Source organism: Brevundimonas sp. EU05-FHT14B07 (genome assembly GCF_058790795.1).
In genome coordinates this window covers 136693-159481 of record NZ_JBYTCZ010000004.1, presented here as the reverse complement: position 1 = coordinate 159481, position 22789 = coordinate 136693, and the positions used below count along the sequence as shown (strand labels likewise).

General features: G+C 66.3%; 32 protein-coding genes. 7 read left to right on the top strand and 25 right to left on the bottom strand.

Annotation, left to right across the window (positions count from 1 at the left end; all coding sequences use genetic code 11):
• Positions 1-187: 187 nt before the first annotated feature.
• The 23 genes from AC3WRC_RS11210 to AC3WRC_RS11100 form a co-directional block, all read right to left on the bottom strand.
• Positions 188-1201: a major capsid protein gene (locus AC3WRC_RS11210; RefSeq protein ID WP_492303903.1), complete on the bottom strand. Its 1014-nt coding sequence runs from the start codon at positions 1199-1201 to the stop codon at positions 188-190.
• A 108-nt stretch (positions 1202-1309) separates the two neighbouring features.
• Positions 1310-1678 (bottom strand): head decoration protein, encoded by a 369-nt coding sequence (locus AC3WRC_RS11205; RefSeq protein WP_492303902.1) that lies wholly within the window; start codon positions 1676-1678, stop codon positions 1310-1312.
• A 71-nt stretch (positions 1679-1749) separates the two neighbouring features.
• Entirely contained in the window at positions 1750-3336 is a 1587-nt protein-coding gene (locus AC3WRC_RS11200) for a S49 family peptidase (RefSeq protein WP_492303901.1), read from the bottom strand.
• A gap of 29 nt (positions 3337-3365) precedes the next feature.
• Complete coding sequence (locus tag AC3WRC_RS11195) at positions 3366-5060, bottom strand: phage portal protein (protein ID WP_492303900.1); 1695 nt, start codon at positions 5058-5060, stop codon at positions 3366-3368.
• Positions 5057-5284, bottom strand: a complete 228-nt coding sequence (locus tag AC3WRC_RS11190) for a hypothetical protein (RefSeq protein ID WP_292045853.1) — start codon at positions 5282-5284, stop codon at positions 5057-5059. The genes AC3WRC_RS11195 and AC3WRC_RS11190 overlap by 4 nt, the downstream gene beginning before the upstream one ends.
• 2 nt (positions 5285-5286) lie before the next feature.
• Entirely contained in the window at positions 5287-7356 is a 2070-nt protein-coding gene (locus AC3WRC_RS11185) for a terminase gpA endonuclease subunit (RefSeq protein WP_492303899.1), read from the bottom strand.
• Between the two features lie 13 nt (positions 7357-7369).
• On the bottom strand, positions 7370-7987 hold the full coding sequence (locus tag AC3WRC_RS11180) for a hypothetical protein (RefSeq protein WP_492303898.1): 618 nt from the start codon (positions 7985-7987) through the stop codon (positions 7370-7372).
• A gap of 242 nt (positions 7988-8229) precedes the next feature.
• The gene (locus AC3WRC_RS11175; RefSeq protein WP_492303897.1) at positions 8230-9027 is read right to left on the bottom strand and encodes a hypothetical protein; all 798 of its coding nucleotides are present in this window, start codon (positions 9025-9027) and stop codon (positions 8230-8232) included.
• Positions 9020-10003 (bottom strand): helix-turn-helix domain-containing protein, encoded by a 984-nt coding sequence (locus tag AC3WRC_RS11170; RefSeq protein WP_492303896.1) that lies wholly within the window; start codon positions 10001-10003, stop codon positions 9020-9022. Before AC3WRC_RS11170 ends, AC3WRC_RS11175 begins: the two co-directional genes overlap by 8 nt.
• 28 nt (positions 10004-10031) lie before the next feature.
• Entirely contained in the window at positions 10032-10304 is a 273-nt protein-coding gene (locus AC3WRC_RS11165) for an HNH endonuclease (protein ID WP_492303895.1), read from the bottom strand.
• 36 nt (positions 10305-10340) lie between these two features.
• The gene (locus AC3WRC_RS11160) at positions 10341-10682 is read right to left on the bottom strand and encodes a hypothetical protein (RefSeq protein WP_492303894.1); all 342 of its coding nucleotides are present in this window, start codon (positions 10680-10682) and stop codon (positions 10341-10343) included.
• Positions 10679-10906 (bottom strand): hypothetical protein, encoded by a 228-nt coding sequence (locus tag AC3WRC_RS11155; protein WP_492303893.1) that lies wholly within the window; start codon positions 10904-10906, stop codon positions 10679-10681. Before AC3WRC_RS11155 ends, AC3WRC_RS11160 begins: the two co-directional genes overlap by 4 nt.
• On the bottom strand, positions 10899-11306 hold the full coding sequence (locus AC3WRC_RS11150) for a hypothetical protein (RefSeq protein WP_492303892.1): 408 nt from the start codon (positions 11304-11306) through the stop codon (positions 10899-10901). Before AC3WRC_RS11150 ends, AC3WRC_RS11155 begins: the two co-directional genes overlap by 8 nt.
• The gene (locus AC3WRC_RS11145; RefSeq protein WP_492303891.1) at positions 11303-11740 is read right to left on the bottom strand and encodes a helix-turn-helix domain-containing protein; all 438 of its coding nucleotides are present in this window, start codon (positions 11738-11740) and stop codon (positions 11303-11305) included. The genes AC3WRC_RS11150 and AC3WRC_RS11145 overlap by 4 nt, the downstream gene beginning before the upstream one ends.
• The gene (locus AC3WRC_RS11140; protein ID WP_492303890.1) at positions 11733-11990 is read right to left on the bottom strand and encodes a hypothetical protein; all 258 of its coding nucleotides are present in this window, start codon (positions 11988-11990) and stop codon (positions 11733-11735) included. The genes AC3WRC_RS11145 and AC3WRC_RS11140 overlap by 8 nt, the downstream gene beginning before the upstream one ends.
• A gap of 56 nt (positions 11991-12046) precedes the next feature.
• Positions 12047-12394 carry a hypothetical protein gene (locus AC3WRC_RS11135; RefSeq protein ID WP_492303889.1) on the bottom strand — a complete coding sequence of 116 codons (348 nt, stop codon included), beginning with the start codon at positions 12392-12394 and terminating at the stop codon, positions 12047-12049.
• Positions 12391-12621: a hypothetical protein gene (locus tag AC3WRC_RS11130; RefSeq protein ID WP_492303888.1), complete on the bottom strand. Its 231-nt coding sequence runs from the start codon at positions 12619-12621 to the stop codon at positions 12391-12393. The genes AC3WRC_RS11135 and AC3WRC_RS11130 overlap by 4 nt, the downstream gene beginning before the upstream one ends.
• Positions 12618-13268 carry a hypothetical protein gene (locus tag AC3WRC_RS11125; protein WP_492303887.1) on the bottom strand — a complete coding sequence of 217 codons (651 nt, stop codon included), beginning with the start codon at positions 13266-13268 and terminating at the stop codon, positions 12618-12620. Before AC3WRC_RS11125 ends, AC3WRC_RS11130 begins: the two co-directional genes overlap by 4 nt.
• A 70-nt stretch (positions 13269-13338) precedes the next feature.
• Positions 13339-13740, bottom strand: coding sequence for a hypothetical protein (locus tag AC3WRC_RS11120; protein ID WP_492303886.1), 402 nt, complete (start codon positions 13738-13740; stop codon positions 13339-13341).
• A complete protein-coding gene (locus AC3WRC_RS11115; RefSeq protein WP_492303885.1) occupies positions 13737-14183 on the bottom strand; it encodes a hypothetical protein in 447 nt (148 codons plus the stop codon). The genes AC3WRC_RS11120 and AC3WRC_RS11115 overlap by 4 nt, the downstream gene beginning before the upstream one ends.
• Positions 14180-14428, bottom strand: coding sequence for a DUF6525 family protein (locus AC3WRC_RS11110; protein ID WP_483736274.1), 249 nt, complete (start codon positions 14426-14428; stop codon positions 14180-14182). Before AC3WRC_RS11110 ends, AC3WRC_RS11115 begins: the two co-directional genes overlap by 4 nt.
• Entirely contained in the window at positions 14425-14886 is a 462-nt protein-coding gene (locus AC3WRC_RS11105) for a hypothetical protein (protein ID WP_492303884.1), read from the bottom strand. Before AC3WRC_RS11105 ends, AC3WRC_RS11110 begins: the two co-directional genes overlap by 4 nt.
• Positions 14883-15176: a hypothetical protein gene (locus AC3WRC_RS11100; RefSeq protein ID WP_492303883.1), complete on the bottom strand. Its 294-nt coding sequence runs from the start codon at positions 15174-15176 to the stop codon at positions 14883-14885. The genes AC3WRC_RS11105 and AC3WRC_RS11100 overlap by 4 nt, the downstream gene beginning before the upstream one ends.
• 78 nt (positions 15177-15254) lie before the next feature.
• Between AC3WRC_RS11100 and AC3WRC_RS11095 the strand changes: the two genes are divergently transcribed.
• Positions 15255-15959, top strand: a complete 705-nt coding sequence (locus AC3WRC_RS11095; protein ID WP_492303882.1) for a LexA family protein — start codon at positions 15255-15257, stop codon at positions 15957-15959.
• A gap of 24 nt (positions 15960-15983) precedes the next feature.
• Here AC3WRC_RS11095 and AC3WRC_RS11090 read toward each other — a convergent pair whose 3' ends face one another.
• Positions 15984-16559, bottom strand: a complete 576-nt coding sequence (locus tag AC3WRC_RS11090; RefSeq protein WP_492303881.1) for a hypothetical protein — start codon at positions 16557-16559, stop codon at positions 15984-15986.
• Between the two features lie 260 nt (positions 16560-16819).
• On the opposite strand from AC3WRC_RS11090, the gene AC3WRC_RS11085 reads away from it, so the two are divergent.
• From AC3WRC_RS11085 to dnaN, 6 genes are read left to right on the top strand one after another with little or no spacing between them, the layout of a single operon-like run.
• Positions 16820-17290, top strand: coding sequence for a hypothetical protein (locus tag AC3WRC_RS11085; protein WP_492303880.1), 471 nt, complete (start codon positions 16820-16822; stop codon positions 17288-17290).
• Between the two features lie 13 nt (positions 17291-17303).
• The gene (locus AC3WRC_RS11080) at positions 17304-19256 is read left to right on the top strand and encodes a ParB N-terminal domain-containing protein (RefSeq protein ID WP_492303879.1); all 1953 of its coding nucleotides are present in this window, start codon (positions 17304-17306) and stop codon (positions 19254-19256) included.
• Complete coding sequence (locus AC3WRC_RS11075) at positions 19256-19672, top strand: hypothetical protein (RefSeq protein WP_492303878.1); 417 nt, start codon at positions 19256-19258, stop codon at positions 19670-19672. Before AC3WRC_RS11080 ends, AC3WRC_RS11075 begins: the two co-directional genes overlap by 1 nt.
• Positions 19672-20340: a hypothetical protein gene (locus tag AC3WRC_RS11070; RefSeq protein WP_492303877.1), complete on the top strand. Its 669-nt coding sequence runs from the start codon at positions 19672-19674 to the stop codon at positions 20338-20340. The genes AC3WRC_RS11075 and AC3WRC_RS11070 overlap by 1 nt, the downstream gene beginning before the upstream one ends.
• Positions 20340-20705, top strand: a complete 366-nt coding sequence (locus tag AC3WRC_RS11065) for a hypothetical protein (protein WP_492303876.1) — start codon at positions 20340-20342, stop codon at positions 20703-20705. Before AC3WRC_RS11070 ends, AC3WRC_RS11065 begins: the two co-directional genes overlap by 1 nt.
• A complete protein-coding gene (dnaN, locus tag AC3WRC_RS11060) occupies positions 20702-21832 on the top strand; it encodes a DNA polymerase III subunit beta (RefSeq protein ID WP_492303875.1) in 1131 nt (376 codons plus the stop codon). The genes AC3WRC_RS11065 and dnaN overlap by 4 nt, the downstream gene beginning before the upstream one ends.
• Positions 21833-21840: 8 nt before the next feature.
• Here dnaN and AC3WRC_RS11055 read toward each other — a convergent pair whose 3' ends face one another.
• Positions 21841-22533 carry a hypothetical protein gene (locus tag AC3WRC_RS11055; protein ID WP_492303874.1) on the bottom strand — a complete coding sequence of 231 codons (693 nt, stop codon included), beginning with the start codon at positions 22531-22533 and terminating at the stop codon, positions 21841-21843.
• Between the last annotated feature and the right edge of the window lie 256 nt (positions 22534-22789).

Sequence of the window (22789 nt, the reverse complement as noted above, 5' to 3'; positions counted from 1 at the left end):
CGCGTCCAGCGACGGCTGCGCCTGGCTGGACGCGGCCTGTAGAGCGAGCTGTGAGGTCGAGGTCGGCGTGTTCGTATTGTCCATGACGTGTTCCTTTCGACGGGCTTGTCGGAGGGCGCGACGCCGCGCACTCGGAAAAGCCCGCCGCCCGAGGCGATCGGGCGGCGGGGTAAAGCGGAGCGCCGACTTACTTCAGGCGGCCGGGGATCAGGACTTCAGGACGGGTGCAGATGTGCAGACCGTTGGTCTGGCCCTCCAGGTCGATCCACTTCTCGCCCGTCGGATCGAGGGTCGCCATGGCATAGCGCGGCAGACCCTTGCGGTTGACGGCCGAGAACCAGTTCGCCGGGGCGTAGCGACTGATAAACAGGCCAGGAACCCCCATGGGGATGAAGCGGCATTCGTCCGCATCCATCTCGACATCGCCGTAACCCGGATACTTCTCCCAGATCACGCCGCCGTAGGTGAAGGACTCGGAAGGATCGCCGCGCAGATCCTTGGCCTCCATCGTGGCGCGATAGGTGTCGATCACTTCAGGATGGTTGGCGACTTGATCGTAGAGGGCATCACCGCACGGTGCCCAGATGCCACGAACCGGCTTGTTGCCGAGGATCTGGCGCATCTTCGTCTTAAGCCCCGAAAACTGCGCCCGCAGCAGACCGGCATCGCCAATAGTCCAGCCTTCACGTGTCACATCGATTTCGATTGCGGCCGGCTCTGTGACTTCGAACTCATCGTAAAGGTCGAGCAGGACGCTGCCATCCTTGTCCAGGATCAAGCCTTGGATCGCACCCAGACGGTGATATTCCTCGGTCACCGTCAGGGTATCATCCATCGTCTGAAGCTTCTCGTCGCGCGCGGCCTCGATCCCGACGAGCTGATCCTCAGAACCAAACTCACGCACGTCCTGAAGTTCGTCCGCCATCAGACGGTCGCGCACGGGTACGTGCGGGATGACCAGGGAAACGCCCTGGCGCGTCGGATCCTTCATCGGCGTGGGATCCGCGCCGCGCGGCAGGACGGGGGCAATGTCCAGACGCGAGTTTTTGCGCTCGATGACAACGGACGTCGTCGGCACGCCCTGCTCTTCGAACAGGCCCAGCTGCGCGATGCGCTGCGGCGGGGTCTCGGTGGCGTTGATCGCCGCCGTCAGGGTGGTGGTTTTGAAAAGGCTCGACTTGAAGACGTTCACCAAAGACATGGTCGGTTTCCTTGCGTGTTGGCAGCCGACGGCCGTCAGGGCGACGTCGGTGAAAAGAGACCGGCCCGGCCGCTGGCCGGGCCGAGATGAGGGAAGAAGGCGCCTTGATCAGACGCGGGCGAGGACGCCCTTCGCGGCCAGCTGGGCGACGGCCGCCGCCTTTTGATTGTCCGTGGCGCCGGCAGGCCAAACCAGCTTGGCGAGGGTCACTTCGCCATCCCGTTCGAAGCTGACCCCATCGACCTTCTCGGTCGTGGTGACGTAGTCGTCGAAAGCGATGCCAGCGGCGGTCTGGCTGCCGTCGGTGGCCGACGGCGCCAGCTTCACATAGTCACCGCTCGTAGTGACCTTGCCGAGCACCTGGCCGGCGAGGAGCGTCTGCGACAGGCCGACGACAATGCGCTGACGCGACCGATAGCCATTGGCTTCGGACAGGATGAAATGGCCCGCACCAGGCGAGTCCTTGAGGATGGTCATGAGAGGTCTCCAGATCCGACGCCGCCCTGCGGCGCCTTCAGGCGATTGAGGTTGGAAGGCTCAGGCGAGGCTTATTTGACGCTGCCCTTGGCGCGTTCGGCGCGGCGCTTGTAGATGGCCGACGGGTCGAGACCGGAAGACGCCGGCTTGCTGGACGTAGAAGCATCGGCGCCAAGGCGCGGCGAGCCCTTTAGCGTCGCTTCGAGACGGCGCGCTCCGCCGCCGGAGTAGGCAGCCGACGTCTTGCGGAACTGGGCATAGGTCAGCCCAGCTGCAATCGCCGCCGTCGCCGCCTTCGGGTTGGCTTCAGCTTCGGGCGACCCAGCGATTTTCTCGGCTTCGGTCTGGTCGCTGTCTTCGTCGCCTTCAGCGGGGTCATCCGCCTCAGCATCGGCGTCATTGTCGTCGGCGTCGTCGTTTTCAATCTCGGCATTCGGCGCATCGGCGTCGTCTTCATCGTCCGCCGGCGGTGCCTCCTGGGCGGCCTCGGCCTTCAGTCGAGCGACTTCGGCTTGCGCCTTGCGGGCGGCGGCCTGGGCGGCAGCCAGAGCGGTGCTCGCGGACGGCTTGCCGCCCGCTTTCGGTGTCTTGGCCACAGGGGCCTCCTTTGCAGGGGAAGCCGAAGCGCGGTCCCGCGCGCTGCCGGCCGATCCTTGTGAACCCGGGACGGTGTTGGTTTTGGAGCCGGCGACCTGGTCGCGCAGCTCGGCGAACGCCTGCTCTTCGGAGGCGATGGCATCGATCAGTTTCAGGCCGAGCGCAGAACGGGGCGCTTCGTCGTGATGGCCCATGAAGACGGCCGCCTGCGTCGCCAGAACTTCTTCCGCAGAAAGCTGGGGCCGGCCGGCGACCACATCCGAGACGAAGTCCCGGCCGCACTGATCGATCTCGGCCTGGAGATCCGCGCGCGCCCGATCCGACAGTGAGGCGAACCAGGCGCCGTCGGTCTTGGCGTCACCGAACTGGATAGGCGTTATTTCGACGCCGGCCTTTTCCAAGGCCCCGGACCAGTTCTCATGCACGATGACGGCGCCGATGGACCCCACCAAGCCGACGCGGCCGGCGACGATCTTATCGGCGCCGGAGGCGATCCAGTATCCGGCCGAGCATGCCATGTCGGCATAGACGTGGATGGGCTTGCCGCCGCCCCGCGCGCTGTTCTCGCGCATGTATTCGGCGAGCGCAGGAAGGCCGCTGGCGACGACGCCGCCCGGCGTCGCTTCACGGATGAAGACGGCCCGGACGCGGTCGTCCTCGTTGGCTTCGCGCAGGCCCTGCAGGATGGTGTCGTAGCCGTGATAGACCTCGCCGCAGAACATCTCGCCGCGATCGAGCAGCGGCTTGTCGATCTGCATCAAGGCGACGCTGTCTTTCAGCGTCCAGCAAAAGCCAAAGTCATCCGGCTCCCCGGCATAGAGAGGCGTGTAGGCCAGGCGCGTCTCCATAGGGACGGGCGTGTAATCGCCATCGTCGTCCATGGCGGTCGGTTGGCGGTCCAGGCCCGCCAGCTTACGGATCAGAGCGGAGAAGCGGCCGGGCTTGACGCTGGCCTCGGCATCGACATCGCGCACGCGGTTGGCCAGCTCGAAAGCGGCGCGCGGCGTGAGTAGAAGGGGACGGCCCGCGTGGCGGGTCGCCAGACTGGTCAGGTTCGACATGAGGTGTCCTCAGATGGCTCGAAGGCCGGTCAGGCCGCGACGGGCCGGGCATCCAGGAAGGCGTTGTGATCGACGCTGTCGGCGATCGCGGCCACGCGCGACATGGCCGAACGGCGGGCGGAGCGAGGGCGCTCATCCCGCTGGCGATCCGCCTCAGGGTCATCGTCCGGCACGACGGGATCGCCATCGACCGGCAGGCCCAGTTCGCGCTTGTAGGCGTTCTCGCGGGCCTTCTGCTCGAGCTTGTCTTCCCAGTTCGAGCCGTCGTACTCAGCGCACTCGTCTTCCATGGTCGTGATGCCCTCTTCCATCCGACCCGCCGCCGCCAGCAGCTCTTTCGTGGGATCGATGTGGCCGCGACCAGGACCGCGCCAGCGGCCTTCGACATAGGCGTCTATCGCGTCGTAGAAGTCGGGAGCGCCTGCCGGCAGCTGGATCGCGCCGATGTCGATCGCCTCTTCCAGCCAGGCCGCAAAGAAGGGCCAGACGATCTGCTGCTCGATCAAGCCGCGCAGAGCGAGCGTTTCCTTCCAGGCGATCATCAGGGCCGCCCGCGCCGACGAATAGTTCGTCGTCGAGAAGTCCATGGACAGCTCTTCGTAGGTGACGCCGAGCGCCGCCGCGATGAGCCGCAGGATCGCCCGCGTAAAGCCGTCGAAGCCCGAGGTGTCGCGGGCTGTCGTCTGCATCTGGACTTCGTCATCCGGTCCCAGAACGGGGAAGCGGACGCCCTGAACCTCAACGGGGTTCTCGTCGTAGAAGTCCTCGCGCTCGGCCGCGAAGCCCGACATGTCGTCGGTGTCGAACGAATCCGAGACCGCCGACGGACCAGCATTGGACTTGATGAAACCGAGGAAAAGGGCGTTGAGGGCCGCTGCTTCGATAGTCTTGTCAGTGAACCGCGAGAAGCTTTTGAACAGCTTCAACACCGAGGCGAACCGGGTCACGCCACGTGTCTGACCGGCACGCAGCTTGTCGAACGCATGCAGCACCTGGGGGCGCCCCAGATTGGTCGAGTAACGCTCCCACGGCTTCCAGTTCATGGACACGCGACCGGCGCCCATGCCGACGTCGTCGGGGTGACCCTCGCGGATCCAGTAGCGGATCGGCGCCTGGCTCCAGTTCTTCTCGACACCGCCGCGCAAGGTTGGAGTGTCCGGCTTGCCGTTAGGGTTCGACAGGCGGTCAGGATCCACGACACGCAGGCGCGTCTTGTATTTCGTCAGCTCTTCCTCAGCCCACTCGACGAGGCCCAACATTTCGCCGTCGTTGAAGATGTGGGCGGCTGACAGGCGCAGCAGCTGGCCGAAGGTCAGGGTGCGTTCAGCATCGGCGCAGAAGTGGATGCCGTAGGCGTATTGCTCCCACTCAGCGCCGATCGCCTGGCCCAGTTCGCGGGCCGCCTCATAGCTGATGCCCAGCGCGCGATGGTTCGGCTTGGAGGTGAAATCCCAGCGGAAGCCGACGGACGCATTGACGACCCGCATGGTGGCGGACGCGCCGACGCCTTCGTTCCGGCCGATGTCACGCGATTTGGCGATGACCTCATCGCGGTCATCCAGCCAGTCGGCATCCGCCGAGCGGAGGCCCGGCCGCCAGTTTGCATGCACGCCCTCGCGGCGCGCCGCTTCATAGGGTCGCTCGAACGCCGTAGGCACATGAGCCACCGACGCCGAACGGGTGGAAGGATAGGCAGGGCCGCGCAGGCCGAACACGCCGCTCATCGGCCCCACCGGAAGGTGATCGCACCGCGACGACGCGACCGTCCAGTGAGAGCCTTGGCTTCCAGAGCCTCGATCTCACCATCCAGGCGCTTCAGATCCGCCGCCGCCATATCCTTTGAGCGACCATTTGAAGCGACCTTGGACACCGCCCGGCCGCTGATCTGGGCGTCGCGGTCAGCCCGCAGGCGGGCGAGACGGATCACATCGTCATCGGTCAGCGCCATGGTCAGCCTCGTTTCTTACGGAAGAACCGACGTTCCGACGAACCCGGTTTGTCATTCGCCGGCGGCGTCGGATCGGACGGCTCCAACGCAACTGCGGACTTCGGCGCCGTCTTTTCGCCGGAGAAGAGGTCAGGCGCCGATGCCGAGGCCTGGCCGCGCGCAGCGGCGCGTGCGGCCCAATCCACATTCTCTGCGCCGTTCTTAGCCGGCGCGCCGACCCCGAGGCTCCACGCCAGCGCGCGGGCGCCGACCCAGATGTCCACCCACTCGTTGCGATCCCGCAGCTTTTTCCACCAACGCTTGATCTCGCCGGTGCGGTCGTCGGTTTCCTCGGCCAGACCCTCTGCCGTGATCTGCTGCGCCCAGGCCTCGTCTTCGGCCATTGACCAGTGTCCCCGACCTTGCTGACGAACCGCGTAGCCCGCTTCGGTCGAGAGCTTCAGGGACCAGGCCAACATGGCCTTCAGTTCCCACGTGCCGGACGGCCATAGCTTGACGCGCCCTTTGACCCGGCCCTGCTCGACCACCTTCACCGGCTTGGCCTTGCCCAGGATCGGCACTTTCCAGCCCGGCCGCCCGTCCATGGCATAAGACCGGGGACGCCCGCGACAGAAGGAATAGACGCGCTGGGTTCTGAAGCCGGTGTCGACGCCGAACGCCTCGATCCCCAGCTCGCCGCCTTCGGCATGGGGGTAGGTTCGGCGGTAGATCTCGTCGAGTTCGAACCAGACCTGGTCGCCGGCTGTGTCGCCCGGAATGACCCAACGATCGATGACCCACCACTCGCCGCCCGGCCCCCAGGCGATGGCCCCGCCTTCGACATAGGCGCCCTGGACGTCGGTGAAGGCCGTGACGTATTCCGCCCCTGCCGGGACGATGGAGTGTTCGTATGGCTCGCGTAGGCGGTGAAGTTCCTCCCAGCTCATCGCCTCGACCGAAGGATCCCAAGCGCGACCGAAGGTCTGCTGCTCCAGGGTCTTCAATTCCGCTGGCGACTTGGCGTCGGCGATGGACTTGGCGATCTTCGCCCAACTGATCAGGCCGCAGTACGCCTGCCAGATGTAGTAGCTGGGCTCGCGGCCTTCGCAGTTTCGGCGCGTATAGCCATGGACGTCTTCAGCTGCGACGAACTTGGCTGGCGCCGGGTTATCCTCGTTCTGGCTCGGGAAGGTGGGCAGCCAGATCCCGGCGGGGCGGAACGTCAGCATGTCCGTCTCTTCCAACACGCCGCCGCATCCGCCCTCCGAGGGAGGGCAGACGAAGTGATGAGGCGTGCCGTTCGGCGAGGCCGGTTTGAAATCCTCCGGCTCGAGGTGGAAGAAGCCGGTGCAGTGAGGGCACTGGCCATAGAAGCGGCGCTGGTCGCCCGCCTCTTCGGCCTTTGAAACTTCGCACTCGCCCAGCACGGACGGCGTCGAGATCATCAGTTCCTTGGAACCGATGACCGAATAGGCGGCCTGACGTTCACGCGCCTGGGCGACCGGGGAGCCGCGCTCACCAACATCGACGAGGGCGTTGCCGACCTCTTCCAAGATCAGGTTCCCGGTCGAGATCATCTGTAGTTCTTTCGGTGACGCGAGGTTGAAGAGGCGGATTTGCGCGCCCGTCTTCAGCGTCTTCTTCTTGCCATCCGACATCGGCCGGCCACGGATGACGCGGCGGTCGATGCGGTCTTTCAGCCGGGGACTATCGTCCAGCAGTGGCTCGAGCTTCAGCTCGTTGTATTTCATGATCTCGCCCGCCGAAGGCAGGCCGATTGCGAAGGAGCGCGGATTGTTCTCGACCGACCAGCAGACCCAGAGCTGTCCGACGGTGCTCTTGGCGGATTGCGCCCCGCCACGAATGGTGACCCGCGATGCCGGATCGTCAGGGTGCAGCCGATCCAGCGGCTCGCGCAGATACTCGACGCCGTCGAAACTGATCGGCCCCTCTTTGGGCGTGTTCGTTCGCGCCGACAGGATAACCGGCCCGCCGTCAGGGCCGCCCGCAACCCACTCTGAAATGCTCGTTTCAGGGGCGGGCGCCATCGCCGCCGCCACACCCGCGTAGACCGCCGCAGCGGCCAGCGACATTGCTGTCATCGCGTCAGGGCGCAGCGGCCTGATCGGCGGCGATCATGCCGGAGACAGACGGGTGCAGCTGCGCTTCGGCCGCGACCTTTAGTTTGGCAGATGCCGCTGCCTGGGCATCCTTTCGCGCCTTGCGGAAATCAGCAGCGACGACGCGGCCGTGGCGGGTGGCGATGGACATCTCGACCCGCTCCAACTCTGTCACGAAGGTCTGCATCACGCCGTTGATGACGGCCAGGACGTCAGCCGCCGGCACAAGGTCGCCCTCGGCCAGTGCGTCTTCACGTTCCTTGTCGCGGACCTGAAGCTGTTTCAGGCGAAGGTTGGCCTGCTGGATCTCCGAGGCGATGCCGGGCGTCAGCGGTACGCCGCCGCCATCATCATCGTCCAGGCCGCTTGATGCAGCATCCTCCGGGACCATGTCGCGCCGCCCTATCGACAGCGTGTTGCCCGAGCGATGAAGGATCAACGCCGCCAGATCGATGTATCGGCATCGGCCTTCTTTTCGAGAGGCGATGTCGGGGTTGCGGGCGATGTACCTCGACACGTTCGAGGCGTCGATCTTATCGCCGCGCCGCGTCAGTTCGGCCGCCGCCTGGGCGACAGTCACGAAGCCGGACGGTGCTGATTGCATCCGTGCGTTCATGTGCGTTCACCCGTGCGCCAAACCTGATCCGTGCGCGATCCGTGCTATCCGCATTTTAGGTCTTCGCTTGAGAACCTGCATGCCCAAGCTGCCCGTATACGTCAGGGTTTGGGGGAAGGACCCGTGGCCTATTGCGGCCACCAAAAACCCGCCTCGGCAGGGCCGGGCGGGCTGGGGTCGCACCTCTGGAAGTGAGGGAACGGATGCACTTAGCGTTCCCGTCCGACAACCTACATTTTCTCGACCGATCGAACTTTGTCGGAAAGTGTAAGTGCCTCGATCAGCAGCGACCGATTCGCCTGCCACCGACGACCGCCTCCCGTAAGCCCCCGAATGCTCTCACCGCGACCGGCGACGGCCTGCAGCACGGCGGCTTGTTCCGGCGTCAGCGCCGCGTGCTTTCTCGACAGCAGCGCGCCGGCCTGTCCTCGCTCGATCGCCGCCGCCATCGGAGCCTCTGGATCCGCCCATGCCCGGCCCACGCGTGGCTCGATCGTCGCGACGCCGACCGGCGGGCGGGCCGCCTCGACCAGTTGGCGATACTCGTCGGCAATCCGCAGCTGGTCATCGTCGAGGTGCCCGGCCCGATAGAGGCTGGCGATCCCATCGATGCGCCGCGCCCGCCGAACGGTCTGAACGTCGAGGATGGGCTGACCCTTGAGCCGCGCCAGCCCGCCGTTGTCGTCGCGCCGGAACTCGCCGACCGCCACCGTCTCGACCTCGAACGCCTCGCCGCGCGCCTCGGCCCGCAGCAGTGTGTCCTCGATCGCCGCCTCGACGGCCGCCCCATCGCGCGCCGCCTTCAACTGCCCCTCGACCAGACGGACCAGCATGGCCGCCTTGCGTCGCTCAGCCAGGCCGCCGCCCGCCAGACGCTCGGCTTCCATCAGCGCATCCCGCTGCGAAGGGCGCAGGGTCACGCCTGACACCACCACCTCGACCGGACCGGCCAAGCGCCGCGCCCGGCTGGCCTCCATGCGTGCCAGCTGCTCTGCGCTCAGCCGCATCGGCATAACCGCCTTACCCATGCGCCGCCCCCTTAGTCATCACCCGGACGCCCAGCGCCTTCAGCGCCGAACCCGCCCCATCCGTCAGCCGCTGCGCCCCGATCTTCGTCGCGGCGACGACCGCGCAGAGCCCTTCGTCCCAGCCCGCGTGATTGAGGTAGCTGGCTACGCCCGCTTCCCCCATCGCGTCCATGACGGCCGCCTTCACGTTCGCCGGTCCCGCCCAGCCCAGGACGATCGGGGCCTGCGCCAGCGCGCCGTCGTCCGGCAGCCAGGCCATGAACCGATCCTCATCCAGCCAGCGGTTTAGGTTCATCGCCTTGCCCCGGCCGAAGTCGGGATCACGAGCGACGCAGGCCCGAACCGCGCTCAGCATCCGCTCGTCGGTTTCACCGCTGCGCTCGATGGCGCGAGCCCAAGCCGCATCGATGATCGGAGGCGCGACCCGCTCCGGCGCCTTCGTCGCCCAGGCCTTTGCAGCCTCGCTCGCGCACGCACTCGCGGAGGGCTTTAGCCCTTGAGTAATTCTATTCCCTATTTGGGCGACACCCGTGTCGCCCCTAGGGGTGACATCTGCGACATCTTGGGGCGACACGGGTGTCGCCCCAGTTTCTCCACGGGCGACACCCATGTCGCCCCTAGGGGCGTCACCCGTGTCGCCCCAAGCGGCCCGTTCCGCTTTTAGTCGTCGAACCGTCGAGGCATGTCCAACGTCTAAAGGCAGCTGATAGATCGGCACCCGCTTGCCCCGGTGGATCTTCATCTGATCGGTCTTCAGCAGCAGGCCGCTGGCGACCAGGGCTTTGCGTCCCCGTTCGACGGTGCGCTCGTCCACCTCCATTTCCAGGGCTAGGACGGACACAAGCGCCCAAGCCTCACCCGCCGCGTCGGCGTAGGAGGCCATGTGCACCAGCACCTGTTTGGCTGTGCGATCAGGTTTACCCGACTTGGTCAGGCAGCTTTGAGCCTTCGCCCACGTGACAGCGACATCGCTCATGGTCGATCTCCGACCAGAGCAGCAGGCGTTAGAGCCGCGTCTCGTCCCAGTCGAAGCGTTCCAGCATGTAGTCCTGAAACTGTTCTTCGGTGCGCGCGTGCTTGCGGCTGTTGCAGCCCTTGCAGGCGGTGGCGAGATTGCGATCGTCGTCCCCGCCGTCCGGGTCCAGATGATCGATGGTCGCCGTCTCCGGCGGCTGAAGCGAGGGCGTCGTCATGATGACGCAGACCCGACGGCAATAGCGACAGATGAGATTGTCGCGCACGAAGATGCGCATCCGCTGCGCCTTGCTGACCGCCATAGCGATTCGCCTCCATCAGTCCATGCCCACTATGCCTCATGACAAGGCCCCCGGAGGCGCGCTGGGCGTCTTCACGGCCAAGGCGCTGGTCCGCTCTATCGGCGGCAAGTCGGCCGCCGCCACGCGGGGCCGCAGCACCGTCTCCGGTGCGACCACGATCCGCCCGGCCTCGACGGCTTCCAGCGTGCTGATCGCCCGCCCCAGTTGCCCCATCTCGTTCAGCGTCTGGACCATCAGCGCGTGCTGATGCTTCGGATCTTCCGCCCGCAGCGCCTCATCGCTGGCGATCTGACGGCGCACGTCCGCCACCGCCCGCAGCTGCTCGCGCAGCAGGTTCAAGGCCGCCTCGAACGCGCCGGCCTCCCCAAGCTTACTCACATCCACCCCCGTTCCTGGGCCAGCCAGGTCGGCATGGTCCAGATGGTCTCGTCGCGGCCCTCGCCGCGTTTCGCATGCGACTTCGGCGCCCACTGCGCGTCGCGCCGATCGTTGGTCTCGGCCAGCAGCCACGCCTTGTCGGTCTGCCCGTGCAGCACCATCGCCAAGGCGATCTCGCCCGTCTTCGGGGCCGGCCGAGGCGTCTCTCCGAACAGGTCACGCATGGTCCGCACCTTCAGCCGCCGCCGCGATGTAGGCGCGCCAAGGCACCCAGCCGTTGTCGGTGTGGAAGCCCCACGCTCGACGGCTGCGGCCCCACCAAACGATCGTCAGGATCTGGCCGTCATGGTGCAGAGCGCGAAGGACGCGATGCGCAAACTCGGCTCGCCGCCGATGCAGACGGAAGGCGTGGACTGGTCGCTCGCGAACCGACCCATCCGCAGCGCGGTACTCCTCGACGTAGGAGACAAGCGGAAAGGTCCAGAAGTCCGCTGGATGGTCATGACAGTCTGGGTCTTCATCGCCGCGATGAAAGACGTGCAGACGCAACCGGCCCCACGTGACGCGGGTCAGATACGGCCCGCTGTTCCCCCAGATCGTGTTGACCACAGGCTCGCGGATCATGCCGCCACCCCGACGATGGAGGGCACGTCAGGCCCGAATACGACCCGCCTCAGCGCGGCTGCTGCATTCGGGCGCATGCGATAGCCGACGCCCCAGACCGTCTCGATCCCGTCGTTGATGCCGACCGCCGCTATCGCCCGGCGCACCTTGTGCACCGTGACCTTGGCGCTTGTGCAGGGGTCGGCAAGGTCGTCGAAGTGTCGGCAGGTCGCCCTCGCGATCGCGTCGTAGCGGACCGCGCGCCCCTCGCGTTCGACTAGCAGGATGACAGCCTGCGACAGCAACGGGGCCAGGCGCAGCGTCCTGGACCAGCGGTCCCGCACCTCGCCGCGAACGATGACGCTGCGCTCTTCCGACGCCTGTCGCCGCCATTCGGCCAGCTCATCCTTCATTTGCGCCAACTCGGCCGCCAGCAGATCGCACCGCTCACACATCAGCCGCGCACTCCCGGAAGGCCGCCTTGATGGCGGCGATGTCAGGCGAGGTCAGGCCTTGAAGTTCTGCGTGCGCGCCCTCGCGCAGCCGTTCGGAGCCGCATACGAACCATGACGAGAGGCTGTCCGTCATCCGATAGATGGCGATTGCCCGGCCATCGACATCGAACACGGCGGTGATCGCGCCGTCTTCATCGACCTCAGCGACCGACAGGACAGTCCAACCGACGGTTCCTTGGATCTGAAGCACAACGAGATCGCCCGGAGACGCAGGCGCCATCTTTTGACGTGTTGCCTTCGGTTTCGTCATGACGACACCGTCGCGATCTCGGCGAAGGCGAGCACCGCATCGCCCTGATCCATCCAGGTCCGCCAGCGCAGGGCGGCGAAGGCCTCCGGATCATGGTCGGCGGCGCGGAAGGCCAGCACGTCCGGCGCGCAGTTCAGCCGACCGACGCCCAGCATCTTGCCGGCGCGATTGGTGACGCCCATCACCACCCCGTCGTCATCGACGGCAGCGACAGGCCAGGCCGCCCACAGCCCGACGGTGGCGTTCAGGCAGATAACGACGATGTCGCCCTCGGCCGCGACGCGGCGCACGCGGACAGGCTCGCCGGCCGGGCGAGCGGGGAATTCGACAATGTCGGCGGTCATGGCGCGTCCTGCCCGCTTGCTTTGATGCGGACGGCCGCTTCAGCCGCCTTGCCGCAATCCGCGCCGTTCCTCGAACATGAAGGGCAGTAGACGTCGCTGTCGTCGCCCCAGCCATCGGTTCCGCAGTCGCCGGAAGAACCCTGCCATCCGCATCCGTCGCATGACGCCGGATAGAAGGGTTCGATCACCGTGACGATCTGCCCATTGGGATAGCGATATTGCATCATGCCGCCCTCGCCAGTTCGGGCTTCAGGCGGCCAGCCAAGGCCTCGACATCGACGTCGAACAGGTCGGCCAGGTCGCCGATCGGCACGCCGCGCGACAGATAGATCCGCGACCAGCGCACCATGTTGTCGCTGACGGCCTTCAGCGTTTCGACCGCGCCGGACCGCGCCGGCGTCGGCCGCGAACGAACCGGGTTTGTCGCGGCGGGACGGGGGCGATCGGGTTCGGGGGGCTGGGCGGGCGGCGGTGGCGTGGGCGGAGGCGGCGGGGCGAGCGGGCGATCCGGGCGCATCTGAACCGGCGAGGGCTTACGCGCCGACGCATCCGCGTCCGCCGCCTTTGGCTGTGGGCGCGCGCCATCCAGAACGCCGCCCGTCCGCAGCGCCTCCGCGACGGTCAGTAGGTGATCCGCCTCGATGTCCGCGTTGCGCAGCATGGACGGGGCCAGCCGCGACCGATCGACCTTGAACACGCCGGCGACGTCGCGGGGCTTCAGCTTCAGCGCCGTCATCAGGCCCGCCGCCGCGATCAGCCGGGCGCGTTTGTTGCCATGGGCAGGGCCGAACACGGCCTGCGGATCCGCCCCCGTCATCCGACACGCCGCCACGACCGCGAGCGCCACATGGGCGGCTGTGATCTGCGCGCTCATGTCGGCCTCCGGCGCGACGGCGAACCCGCGCTCAAGTAGGCCAAGGGCCGGTAGCGCCACGAAAAGAGCCTCATCCCCACACCTCCGGACGGCCGCGATGGGCCTGTCGAAAATCCCGGTCCGCCAGGCCGGTCAGCTGCTGATCCAAAAACATCGAAAGGTCGGCGACCGAGGCCGCCAGTCGCCGCCGCACCTCGCCGGGCGTCTCGCGACGCGCGAACGCCTTGGCGGCCAGCACGAAGGCCTTCGCCGCATCCGTTGTCGCCGCCCCGGCCTCGCGCGCGAACACCTCGGTCGAGGCGCCGTTGACCCGGTTGCCCAGGCTGGCCAGACGCAGTTCGGCGTCCTGACCCCACGCCTCTTCAGCGGCGTCGTCGGCGCAGGCCTTGGCCAGCTCGACCAGACCGCGCCAATCGGCCCGGCTCTTGACGCCGGCCGGTCGCGACTGCGGTTTGCCGGCGCGCCGGTTCACTGAGCGGCCTCCCAGGCTTCGGCCAGCCGCGACACGACGGCCAGATCGCCGGGCGTCAGGCCGAACCCCTTGTCGCGGAAGGTCAGGCCCAGCCGCGCCTTGGCGATTTCTCGCGCCGTGACGCAGACCGCGCGCGCCGCGCCGCCGCCGGCGATGCCCTGGGCCAACTGTGCGCTGGGCAGAACGGCGCCGTTGGCGTGCCACAGGCGCGCGACGATGGCCGCTGCATCCTTACCAAGGCCAGCCTTCACCAGCGCCCGCTCCGCCTTCTCGCGCGGCGACAGGGTCGGTTTGGCGACGGGCAGGGCAGGCATGGACGCGTCGAACTTGCGCCGCAGCTCCAGCTCGGAGCATCCCGTCATCCCGGCGATCGCGCTCCAGCTGGCGCGTAGGGCGCGTTTGCGCAGCACGAAGTCCGCATCGACGTGATCGATCCGCGTCATGCCGCCGCTCCCATCGCGATACGGCCGAGGCCGCGATCCAGTTTGGCCAGCAGTGCGTCGTGCCGTTCGGAGGCGTCACCGATATCCGAGCGCCAGAACCGCAACAGCGGCTCGCTGGCGACATTGCACGGCGCGTCGCGCAGCCGCGCCCGCACCATCGGCGGCAGGGCGTCAAAGGCCGCCATGTCCTTTTGCGGGGTCGTCGGGCACACGCCCAAGCCAGTGCGGAAGGTGTTGCCGCTCATCGCGCCGCCGCCTCTCTGGGCCGCATCGCTTCGGCCAGAGCCTGACGCGCCTGGTGCAGATCCTCGAAGAAGGCGTCCAGCATCACGCCGATCTCGGCGCCCTCGCGCGGATCGACCTGACCATCCGCCATCGCCGCCCGCACCGCCTTAGACAGGTCGCCGCCGCGCTCGATGACATCCGCCACCTCGTCGCGCAGGCATCCGACCACGTCGCCGGCCGGGCGCGCCTCCGCCATCGCGGCCGTGACGATCGGCTGGCCGCAATAGGCCTCCAGGCACAGGACGATGTCGATCGGCAGGAAGTCGGGTGTCTCGGGCCGCTGGCATCGTGACAGATGCTGCACCGAATAGGACCGGCACGACTCCTTGCAGGCGGCGGAGGCCTCTTCCAGCCCGCCGCAGGCCTTGATCAGCAGCTTCGTCTTCAGCTTCAGCCAGCGATTGGGTTCGACGCTCACGCCACGCCTCCGGCTGGGGAGAAAACGGCCAAGCTTTTCTCGGCGCCATGATCGACGCCCGGCGCCACAACCGCGTCACCAGACGACGAGGCCGCCAGATGTTCAGAGACCAGCAAAGCCAGATCCGCCCGGGCGCGCTCCAGTCGCCGGACGCCGACGTCGATCGAACCGTCTTCGAGACGCTCGAGCCGGTAGGTGTCGCTGAACAGACGCTTGGACAGCCAACGGCGGGATTGACCCGTTTCGGTGCAGAAGGCGTCACAAGCCGCGAGGAAGGGGGCGATGCTCATAACTTGCCGGATAGGGTGAAACTTCACCCGTCGTCAAGGGGATATTCACCCTCAGAGGTGGAAACGGCACCTGCCACAATGCCGCGCATGATCGAGATCGACCGTGACAAGCTGCGCCAGCTGATTGCCGACCGAGGCACATCGCCTCGCGCCGTCTCGCGAGGCGTGGGCGGAAACGATCATCTGGTCCGCGACATCCTCTCCGGCCGCAGCCGAAACGCGCGCGCCGACACGATCGCCAAGATCGCCGACTATCTGGAGGTGCCGTCCAGCGCCTTCATGTCCGGAAGCGACGCGGCCGAGCGCGCGGCGACGATCGCCGCCGCCACCCTGCCGATCCGGGGCGTCGTCCAGGCCGGCGCATGGCTCGAGATCGATGAGGATCAGAGCGAGCCGGAAACCTACCCGGCGGCCGCAGATCTCCGCTTCCCCATCGCTGCTCAATGGCTGTCGGTCGTGCGCGGCGACTCGATGAACGCCCTGGAGCGGAATGGCCAACCGGCCGCGATCTATGACGGCGACATGGTCCACTGCGTCGATGTCACGGCGATCGAATACAGCCCGCGCGATGGCGACATCGTCGAGGTCGAACGGGTCCGCGCCCAAGGCGGCGTTCGCGAGGTGACGCTGAAACAGGTCGAGAACATCGGCGGCGTCGTGCAGCTGTGGCCGCGCTCGACCAATCCGCGCTGGACGGCCCCCATTCCCTACGCCGACGGGGACGCCTCCGACACCGAGGTGCGGATCCGGGGCTGGGTTATCGGCTCTCTGCGGCGTTTCTAGCCCGTCGCACAGGCCGCCCGGCGGTCAGTAGCAGCTGAGTTCGGCCACGCGCGCGGCATCGACGTTTTCAGTATAGGTCGTGAACACAAGCCGGATCGGCTCATTCGCCCTGACGCCTTGGGCCGTGTCGTTGGTCCAGCCGATATTCCGATTGGCTGCGTCGAACAGGGTGATCGATGCGTAGAGGTTTCGAGGGCAGTCCTTCTCGCTGACCAGATTGACGGCGAAGCATGTCACGCCGCCACCGCGACACTCACTGCGCGAAGGTTTGGTCCACTCGATCCCCATCCGATCGCCGGCGTCGGTCTCGTGGACGCTATAGCCCGACGGCGGAGTCCAGAGCGATTGCTGCGCCTTGATGTCCTCGGCGATGTCGAATCCGCCCGACGGCGCGGGTGAGGAAAAGATCGTCGCGATCAGCCAGCCCGCCACCACTAAACCGCTGACAACGACCGCCGCGACGCCGCACCCGCCCATGCCCTTGGGCTTGGGCTGAACGGGAGCGATTGCGGTCGGCGCGACGACCTGTTCGCCCGACGCCTCCAGCTGAGCCACGCGTTCGCGAAGCGCTCGAAGTTCTTGGTCTTTGTCGTCGGTCATGCGCGCCCCTCAGCCGCTTCAAGGTCGCAACCCCTGAGTGAAGGGTCAAGCTGATAGAGCGCGACTGGACGGGTGAAATGCACCCCTTCCAAAGACGTCGCAAAATGTCGAAAGGGGGAAATATCACCCCTTCCGCTTGACAGGGTGAAACTTCACCCACTATTCCTCGCCTTGTCCGCACCGACAAGGCGTCGCCGCAGGCGCCACCGGCAATCCCGCCGGGTCCGGTGCGGACACCCACCCACGGGAGCGTCCGCGCCATGTCCAACGTCCTGCCCTTCCCGACGAACCCGGTTCGTCACCTCTCCGCCGGATCGACCCTGCGCCTGGCGCAGCGGGTCGACGCCATGGTCGCCCGATCGGTCCGCCCCGGCGTCGATCGCGTCGCCGACTGCGTCCTCGCGATGGAGGCGTCCTGCTACACCGAGCCGTGCATCGTGGCGGCGCGCAATATCGCCCGAGAAACGCGCATCGCCGTCGTCATGCCCGGTTACGACCGCCTGCTGACCTCGGACGACGCGCGCGCTGTCGCCCACAGACTGCGCGCCGACAACGCCTTCGCCGGCGCCTTCGGCGCGGCCCTCCGATTGGATCAGGTCGCCGACGAAGCCGATCGCCGCCATCCAGACGGCGGGCCGCTGAACCCTCGCCCAAACAAGACGGGCGCCCGTTTCCTCATCGTCGCCACCCTGATCGCCGCCGCCATCTGCGCGCTGCGCGCCTTCGCCTGACCGGATCCCGATCATGCTCGAACTGAATATCCTCGCCGTCCAGAACGCTGATGTCCTGCGCGCCCTGGCCACGCCGGCGGGCCGCCGGACAATCCCGTCGATCAGCGCCCTGGCGGCTTTGATCGGCCGCGACCACTCCAACCTCAGCAAGACGCTGAAGGGGATGGAGGGCGCGGGCCTGCTGCTCGCCGAGCCGATTGCCAACGGCCTCACTCCGGACGGCCTGTTGCAGCTGGAGGCCATAAACCGCGCCGAGACCGCGGAGGGCGGGGAGGGCCTTCCGGACGGCCTGCTGGCGCTGCGCCACGACCAGATCCTGCCCGACCCGGACAACGCCCGTCAGGACTGGACCAGCGACGAGGCGAAGGATGAGCTGGACGCCCTGCGCGCCGACATCGTCAAGAACGGCCTGCTTCAGAACCTGGTCGTGCGGCCCATGGCCGATGACGACCTCCAGGATGCGACGTTCACCGTCGTCACCCCGGCCGGCGAACTGACCCTGCCGCGCTATCGCCTGGTCGCCGGCGAACGCCGCTGGCGCGCCATCGGCGAGGCGATCAACGACGGCGACTGGGAAGCCGAAGAGCCGATCCTGACCCGCCTGCTGGACCGCGACGCCAAGGAAACTCGCTTCGCCGCCATCGCCGAGAACCTGCTGCGTCGCAAGCTGAACCCGATCGAGAAAGCCAAGGGTTTCGAACAGCTGGCGGAGCTGGGCTTCGAGAACAAGCTGATCGCCGAACGCCTCGGCTACACCCCCGAACACGTCCAGCAGCATCGCCGCTTCCTGAAGCTGGACGAGGCCGACCAGCAGCGGATGACCCTGCCGCGCGACGACCCCAAACACCTGTCGGTGCGCGACGCCCGTCAGAAGCTGACGGCGAAGGACAACGCGCCGAAGCCGATCGACCTGACCCCGGCCGAATGGCTGACTGTCATTGAGGTTCATTTCGCGGCCTTGGAGATGACGCGGCACGGCAACTTCTGGAATGAGGTTGTGGTCGCTCCCGAGGCCAGCAGCTCCGCAGAGTTTCAACGCCTGCAAGAGTTGGGCGTTTTGCAGTTCTGCGGCCTTCAGGCCTACGGGCAGAACCTTGGGCGCTACACCGTAAAACGAGCTTACAGCGCACCCCACGGCGTCGACTGGTGCAATCCCACGCTACCGGCGGGCCTGCACGACGGAACAGAAGCGCGCAAAGCCATGCTTCGCGCTGCGCAGGCCAAGGTGCTCGGTGAGCAAGCGCCCGTTTGGGACGACGAGAGCCCAATCCTTGCGACGCCATGGCTGGCTGAACCTGGTGAGATGACGGAGGAGGGTGTAGCCCTGGTCGAGGCGGCCCGCGCTGAGGCTGCGGTACGCGAGCAGCAGGATCGCGACCGCACCGCCGCGATGGCCGCGCGCGATGCGGCCTGGGCCGAGGCCCGCCAGCGCCATCTGCGCCTTCTCGCAGTCGCCCAAGAGCGACCTGAGGCCGGTCAGCCGCATGAAGTCGTCAGCATCGCCAGCGACCTTGACCGACCCCTGCCGTGGCAAGCCCTGCCGTCCGGTGTGATCGTCGCCGCGAACGGCAAGACGGTGAAGGACCGCAACCACTATCTGGCGCCGAGCGAGCAGGAACTGGCGATCAATCAGATGATCGTTGTCGCCGCGAACGCCGCCGGCGGCGTCCTGACTCCGACGCCTCCCAAACCTGAGGCGCCCAGCGAAGAAGAGTTCGTCGAGGCGATCGCCGCCGTCGCCGCCGACCGCCGCCCCGATCTGACGGAAGAGCAGGCCGCCGAACTGGCCGCGCAGATCCTCGCCAGCTTCCTTGACGACAATGGCGTCGCGTTCGGCGAGGACGGGTTCGACTGGACCCACGAGGGCGCCGTCATCCTGACCGACGAACACCTCGCCGCCGGCGACACGCCGACAGGCGATGACGGCACGGCCGACGCCGACGCGGATCAGGACGAAGCCGCCTGATGGACCGCCCCTGGATCGAAGGCGTCGCCCTGCTGGCCGCCCATAACTTCCCAACCCCCGCCCCCCGCAACCTGTATCGCCGGAGATACCGCATGTCCCACGACGTCCGCTTCGCCATCCTGACGGCGAACCCCGCCGACAAGCCGAAAGCCTTCCCCGACCTTGAAGCCTTGGCCCGCCACATCCAGCGCGAGCGCGGCCTTCAGGCGCTCGAACTGGTCGAGATCGAAGACCTCGAAATCGACGGCGACACCCAGAACCGCCGCGCCGTCTCCGTCTTCGCCCTGGACGCCGGCAACGACCGCGACCGCCTGATCGGCCACGCCTACCTCGACGGCAAAGGGCGCGACGTCCTGCAAGCCGCCCTGCGCCGCAACCGGCTGGTCATGGCCGACGACATGAAGGACGCGGCGTGATGAGCGACACCATGGACCTGATCAACAAGGCCGTCGCCGAAGTCATGACCCCGGACTTCGTGAAAAGTCAGGTGGCGAGCCGGGTCCAGAAGCTGGTGGTGGAAGCGGTCGACGACGCCCTCCGCAGCTACAGCGACATCGGCAAACAGATCAAAGAGGCGGTGAAGGCCAGCCTTGCGGTCAACGACCTCAACCTTCCGTCCTACGGGCTTCTGGTCACCGGCATGATCGAGAAGCAGGTCACGGATCACGCCAGCGCCTTAATCGACGCGCGCCTGGCCGAAGACATCCGCGAGCTGCTGAACATAGCGCCGGCCGAGATCAAGCTGTCGGAGATCGCCAAGGGCATGATCGAGGGCAGGCATGATGATGGCTATGGCGAAGTCATCACGGTCATCGTCGAGCGGTCTGAGTACGGCTCGGTCTGGCTGTATCTGGACGAAGAGCAGCACCATTCGTCCCGCGACAAGTACCAGTGCCGGCACAGCCTGCTGCTGAACCAGGACGGCACCATCAGCAGCGCCCGGCTTGATAAACGGGACCTCAAGGACACCCAGCACATCGGACGGAGCTACGGCCTGCCTGACAGGATCCGCGCCTACTATGCCGCCGGAACCAAGATCGTTCTGGACGAGGATGCCGTGGTCACCTCAGTCGGGGACTACTGATGTCCCCGATGATCCCATCCAACCGTGACTTGGCGTTCGACGGCAACCTGACCCAGGCGCGCTACGAACTGCACAAGGCGATCGACCAGGGCGGCGAAGCCGAGCAAGCCGCCTGGAGCCGCGACTGGGGCGAAGCGGCGCTGTCACGATCGGAGGCGGCGACAGACGCTGAAGACGGCTGGGACTTCTTTGGCCCGAGCGACAGTCTCGTTGAGGCGGCCGAAGAAGCGCAGGCGACAGCAAACAACCTCGCTGCCACCCTCTCCGGCGAGAAGCCAGACCTGGTGTTGGCGCGTCAGCGGATGACTGCACTCAGCAACCTCATCGCCATCATCAACACTAAGCTTGAGGCGTCCGAGTCGTGAAAGTCCTGGTCCAGCAACCCGCGCTGCAACGCGCGACCGCCCGCGTCGTCAGCGCCGTCGAGCGCCGCAACACCATTCCGATCCTATCCAACGTCCTGCTGCGGGCCGAAGGCGATCGCCTGTCGATCACCGCCACGGACCTGGACATCGAGGTCGTCGAGAAGCTGCCGGCGGAGATCGTCCAGCCGGGCGAGTTCACGGTCAGCGCCGCCACCCTGGCCGAGATCGCACGCAACGCCCCGCCCGGCGCCGAACTGGCGATTGAGTGGGCCAGCCACGACGACCCGCGCGCGACGGTCAAGTTCGGCCGATCGCGGTATCAGCTGCCGGTCCTGCCGGCCGGCGACTTCCCCATTCGCGGCGACCTAACCGAGGCCGTCTCGCTCACGCTGGACGCAGCCGTGCTTCACCGGCTTCTCGACCGGGTGCACTTCGCCCAGAGCACGGACGAGACCCGCTATTACCTCAACGGCGTCCATCTCTGCATGGTGTCGGATGAAGGCGAACGCGTGCTGCGAACGGTCGCCACGGACGGGCATCGCATGGTCCGCGATCAGACGCCGCGCGGGGACACCGAACGGATGCCGTCGGTCACCATCCCGCGCAAGGCCGCCAACGAGATGCGCCGGATCCTCGCCGACCTGAAGGACGCGGTGACGCTGGAGGTCGCCAGCACAGGCCTCGCGCTTCATACCGGAACGGGACGCCTGATCACCAAGGCTCTGGACGGCAGCTATCCTGACTATGAGCGGATCACGCCTCGCCAGTGGGACCGCGAGATCACCATCGACCGCGCCCTGTTCAAGGAGGCGATCAAGCGCGTCTCCCTGATCAGCGGCGAGAAGTCGCGTTCGGTGAAGATGACGATCGCGGACGAGGTGCTGACGCTGACCGTGCGCAACATGGAGGCGGGCGTCGCGGCCGAGGAGATCGAGGTCAGGGGCGAAGGCCCGTCATTCGAGACCGGCTTCAACGCCAAATATCTGCTCGACCTGCTGGACCAGACCGACGCCGACCAGATGCTGTTCCGCGTCACCGACCCCGGCAGTCCGGCCCGCCTCGACCCCGGCCCCGGCGCGAAGAATGCCGAGGGCCTGGTCAACATCGTCATGCCGGTACGGGTGTGACTTTCCGCTCAAGTCAGATTTTGTTCGTTATGTTCGTCGCTGGATTCATCGGCCGCGGTGAGGTTTTCGGGAACACCTTCGCTCTTCGGCATAGGAGCCCACTTGACGACATCTTCGACCTCTTGAGGCGGCCGCTTCGGCTCATTTGGCTCACCAACCGCTCGAAGAAAATCATCTCTCGACTCATAAATCATCTCGTACATTTGCTTGAAGTTTTCTCGCGAGACTTCTTCTTCGCCCCCCTGCGACTTCACATACTCAATAAGAGCAATACATGCGGCCAGCTTGTGAAGCACCTCAATGTACGCCTCTACTGCTTTCTTCGATGGGAGGCTGTGAATATTTTGCTTTCTCAGTATCTCAACAGTGTCCGCTATAACTGGCAGGTATATTATAAGCGCAGCCGGCTTCATACCACTGCAAATATGAGACAACATTCTAGCGAAGGTCCATTCTGCGTTGGCAGACAGCGCGATAATGGAAGATACATTATCTTTGATGGTGTCTGCGCGATCCTCTTTTCTTTTCTGACTTTGCAGAAACCACGCAGAAAATATCGCAGCAGCAGTAAGGATGGCCTGCACTATCGGTGCATAGACGCGCAAACCCCAATGAGTTCCTGTCGCTATGTAAACCAACGCCAAAGTCGCGCACGCTGCAAGAGCCACAAAGCCGCATACGACAGCATCTATAAGTTTCAAATTGCCCCCCAATCTAATCAACTCCTGATTAGTGCAGGAACTGCCGCCTGACCATGGCCCCTGCCTGTGACATCCCTTCGGCCTGGCCCCTGCTTCTCACGCGTGAGCAGCTGTGCGCCTATTTGGGCGGTCTATCGTGGGGCACCTTATCTAAGGTCCTGCCCGTGGCCCCACTCGATCTCGGCGCGAATGTCCTGCGCTACAGTCGTCCGCAGATCGACGCCTGGGCGGCCGGTCTGCCGCCACGTTTGCCGAA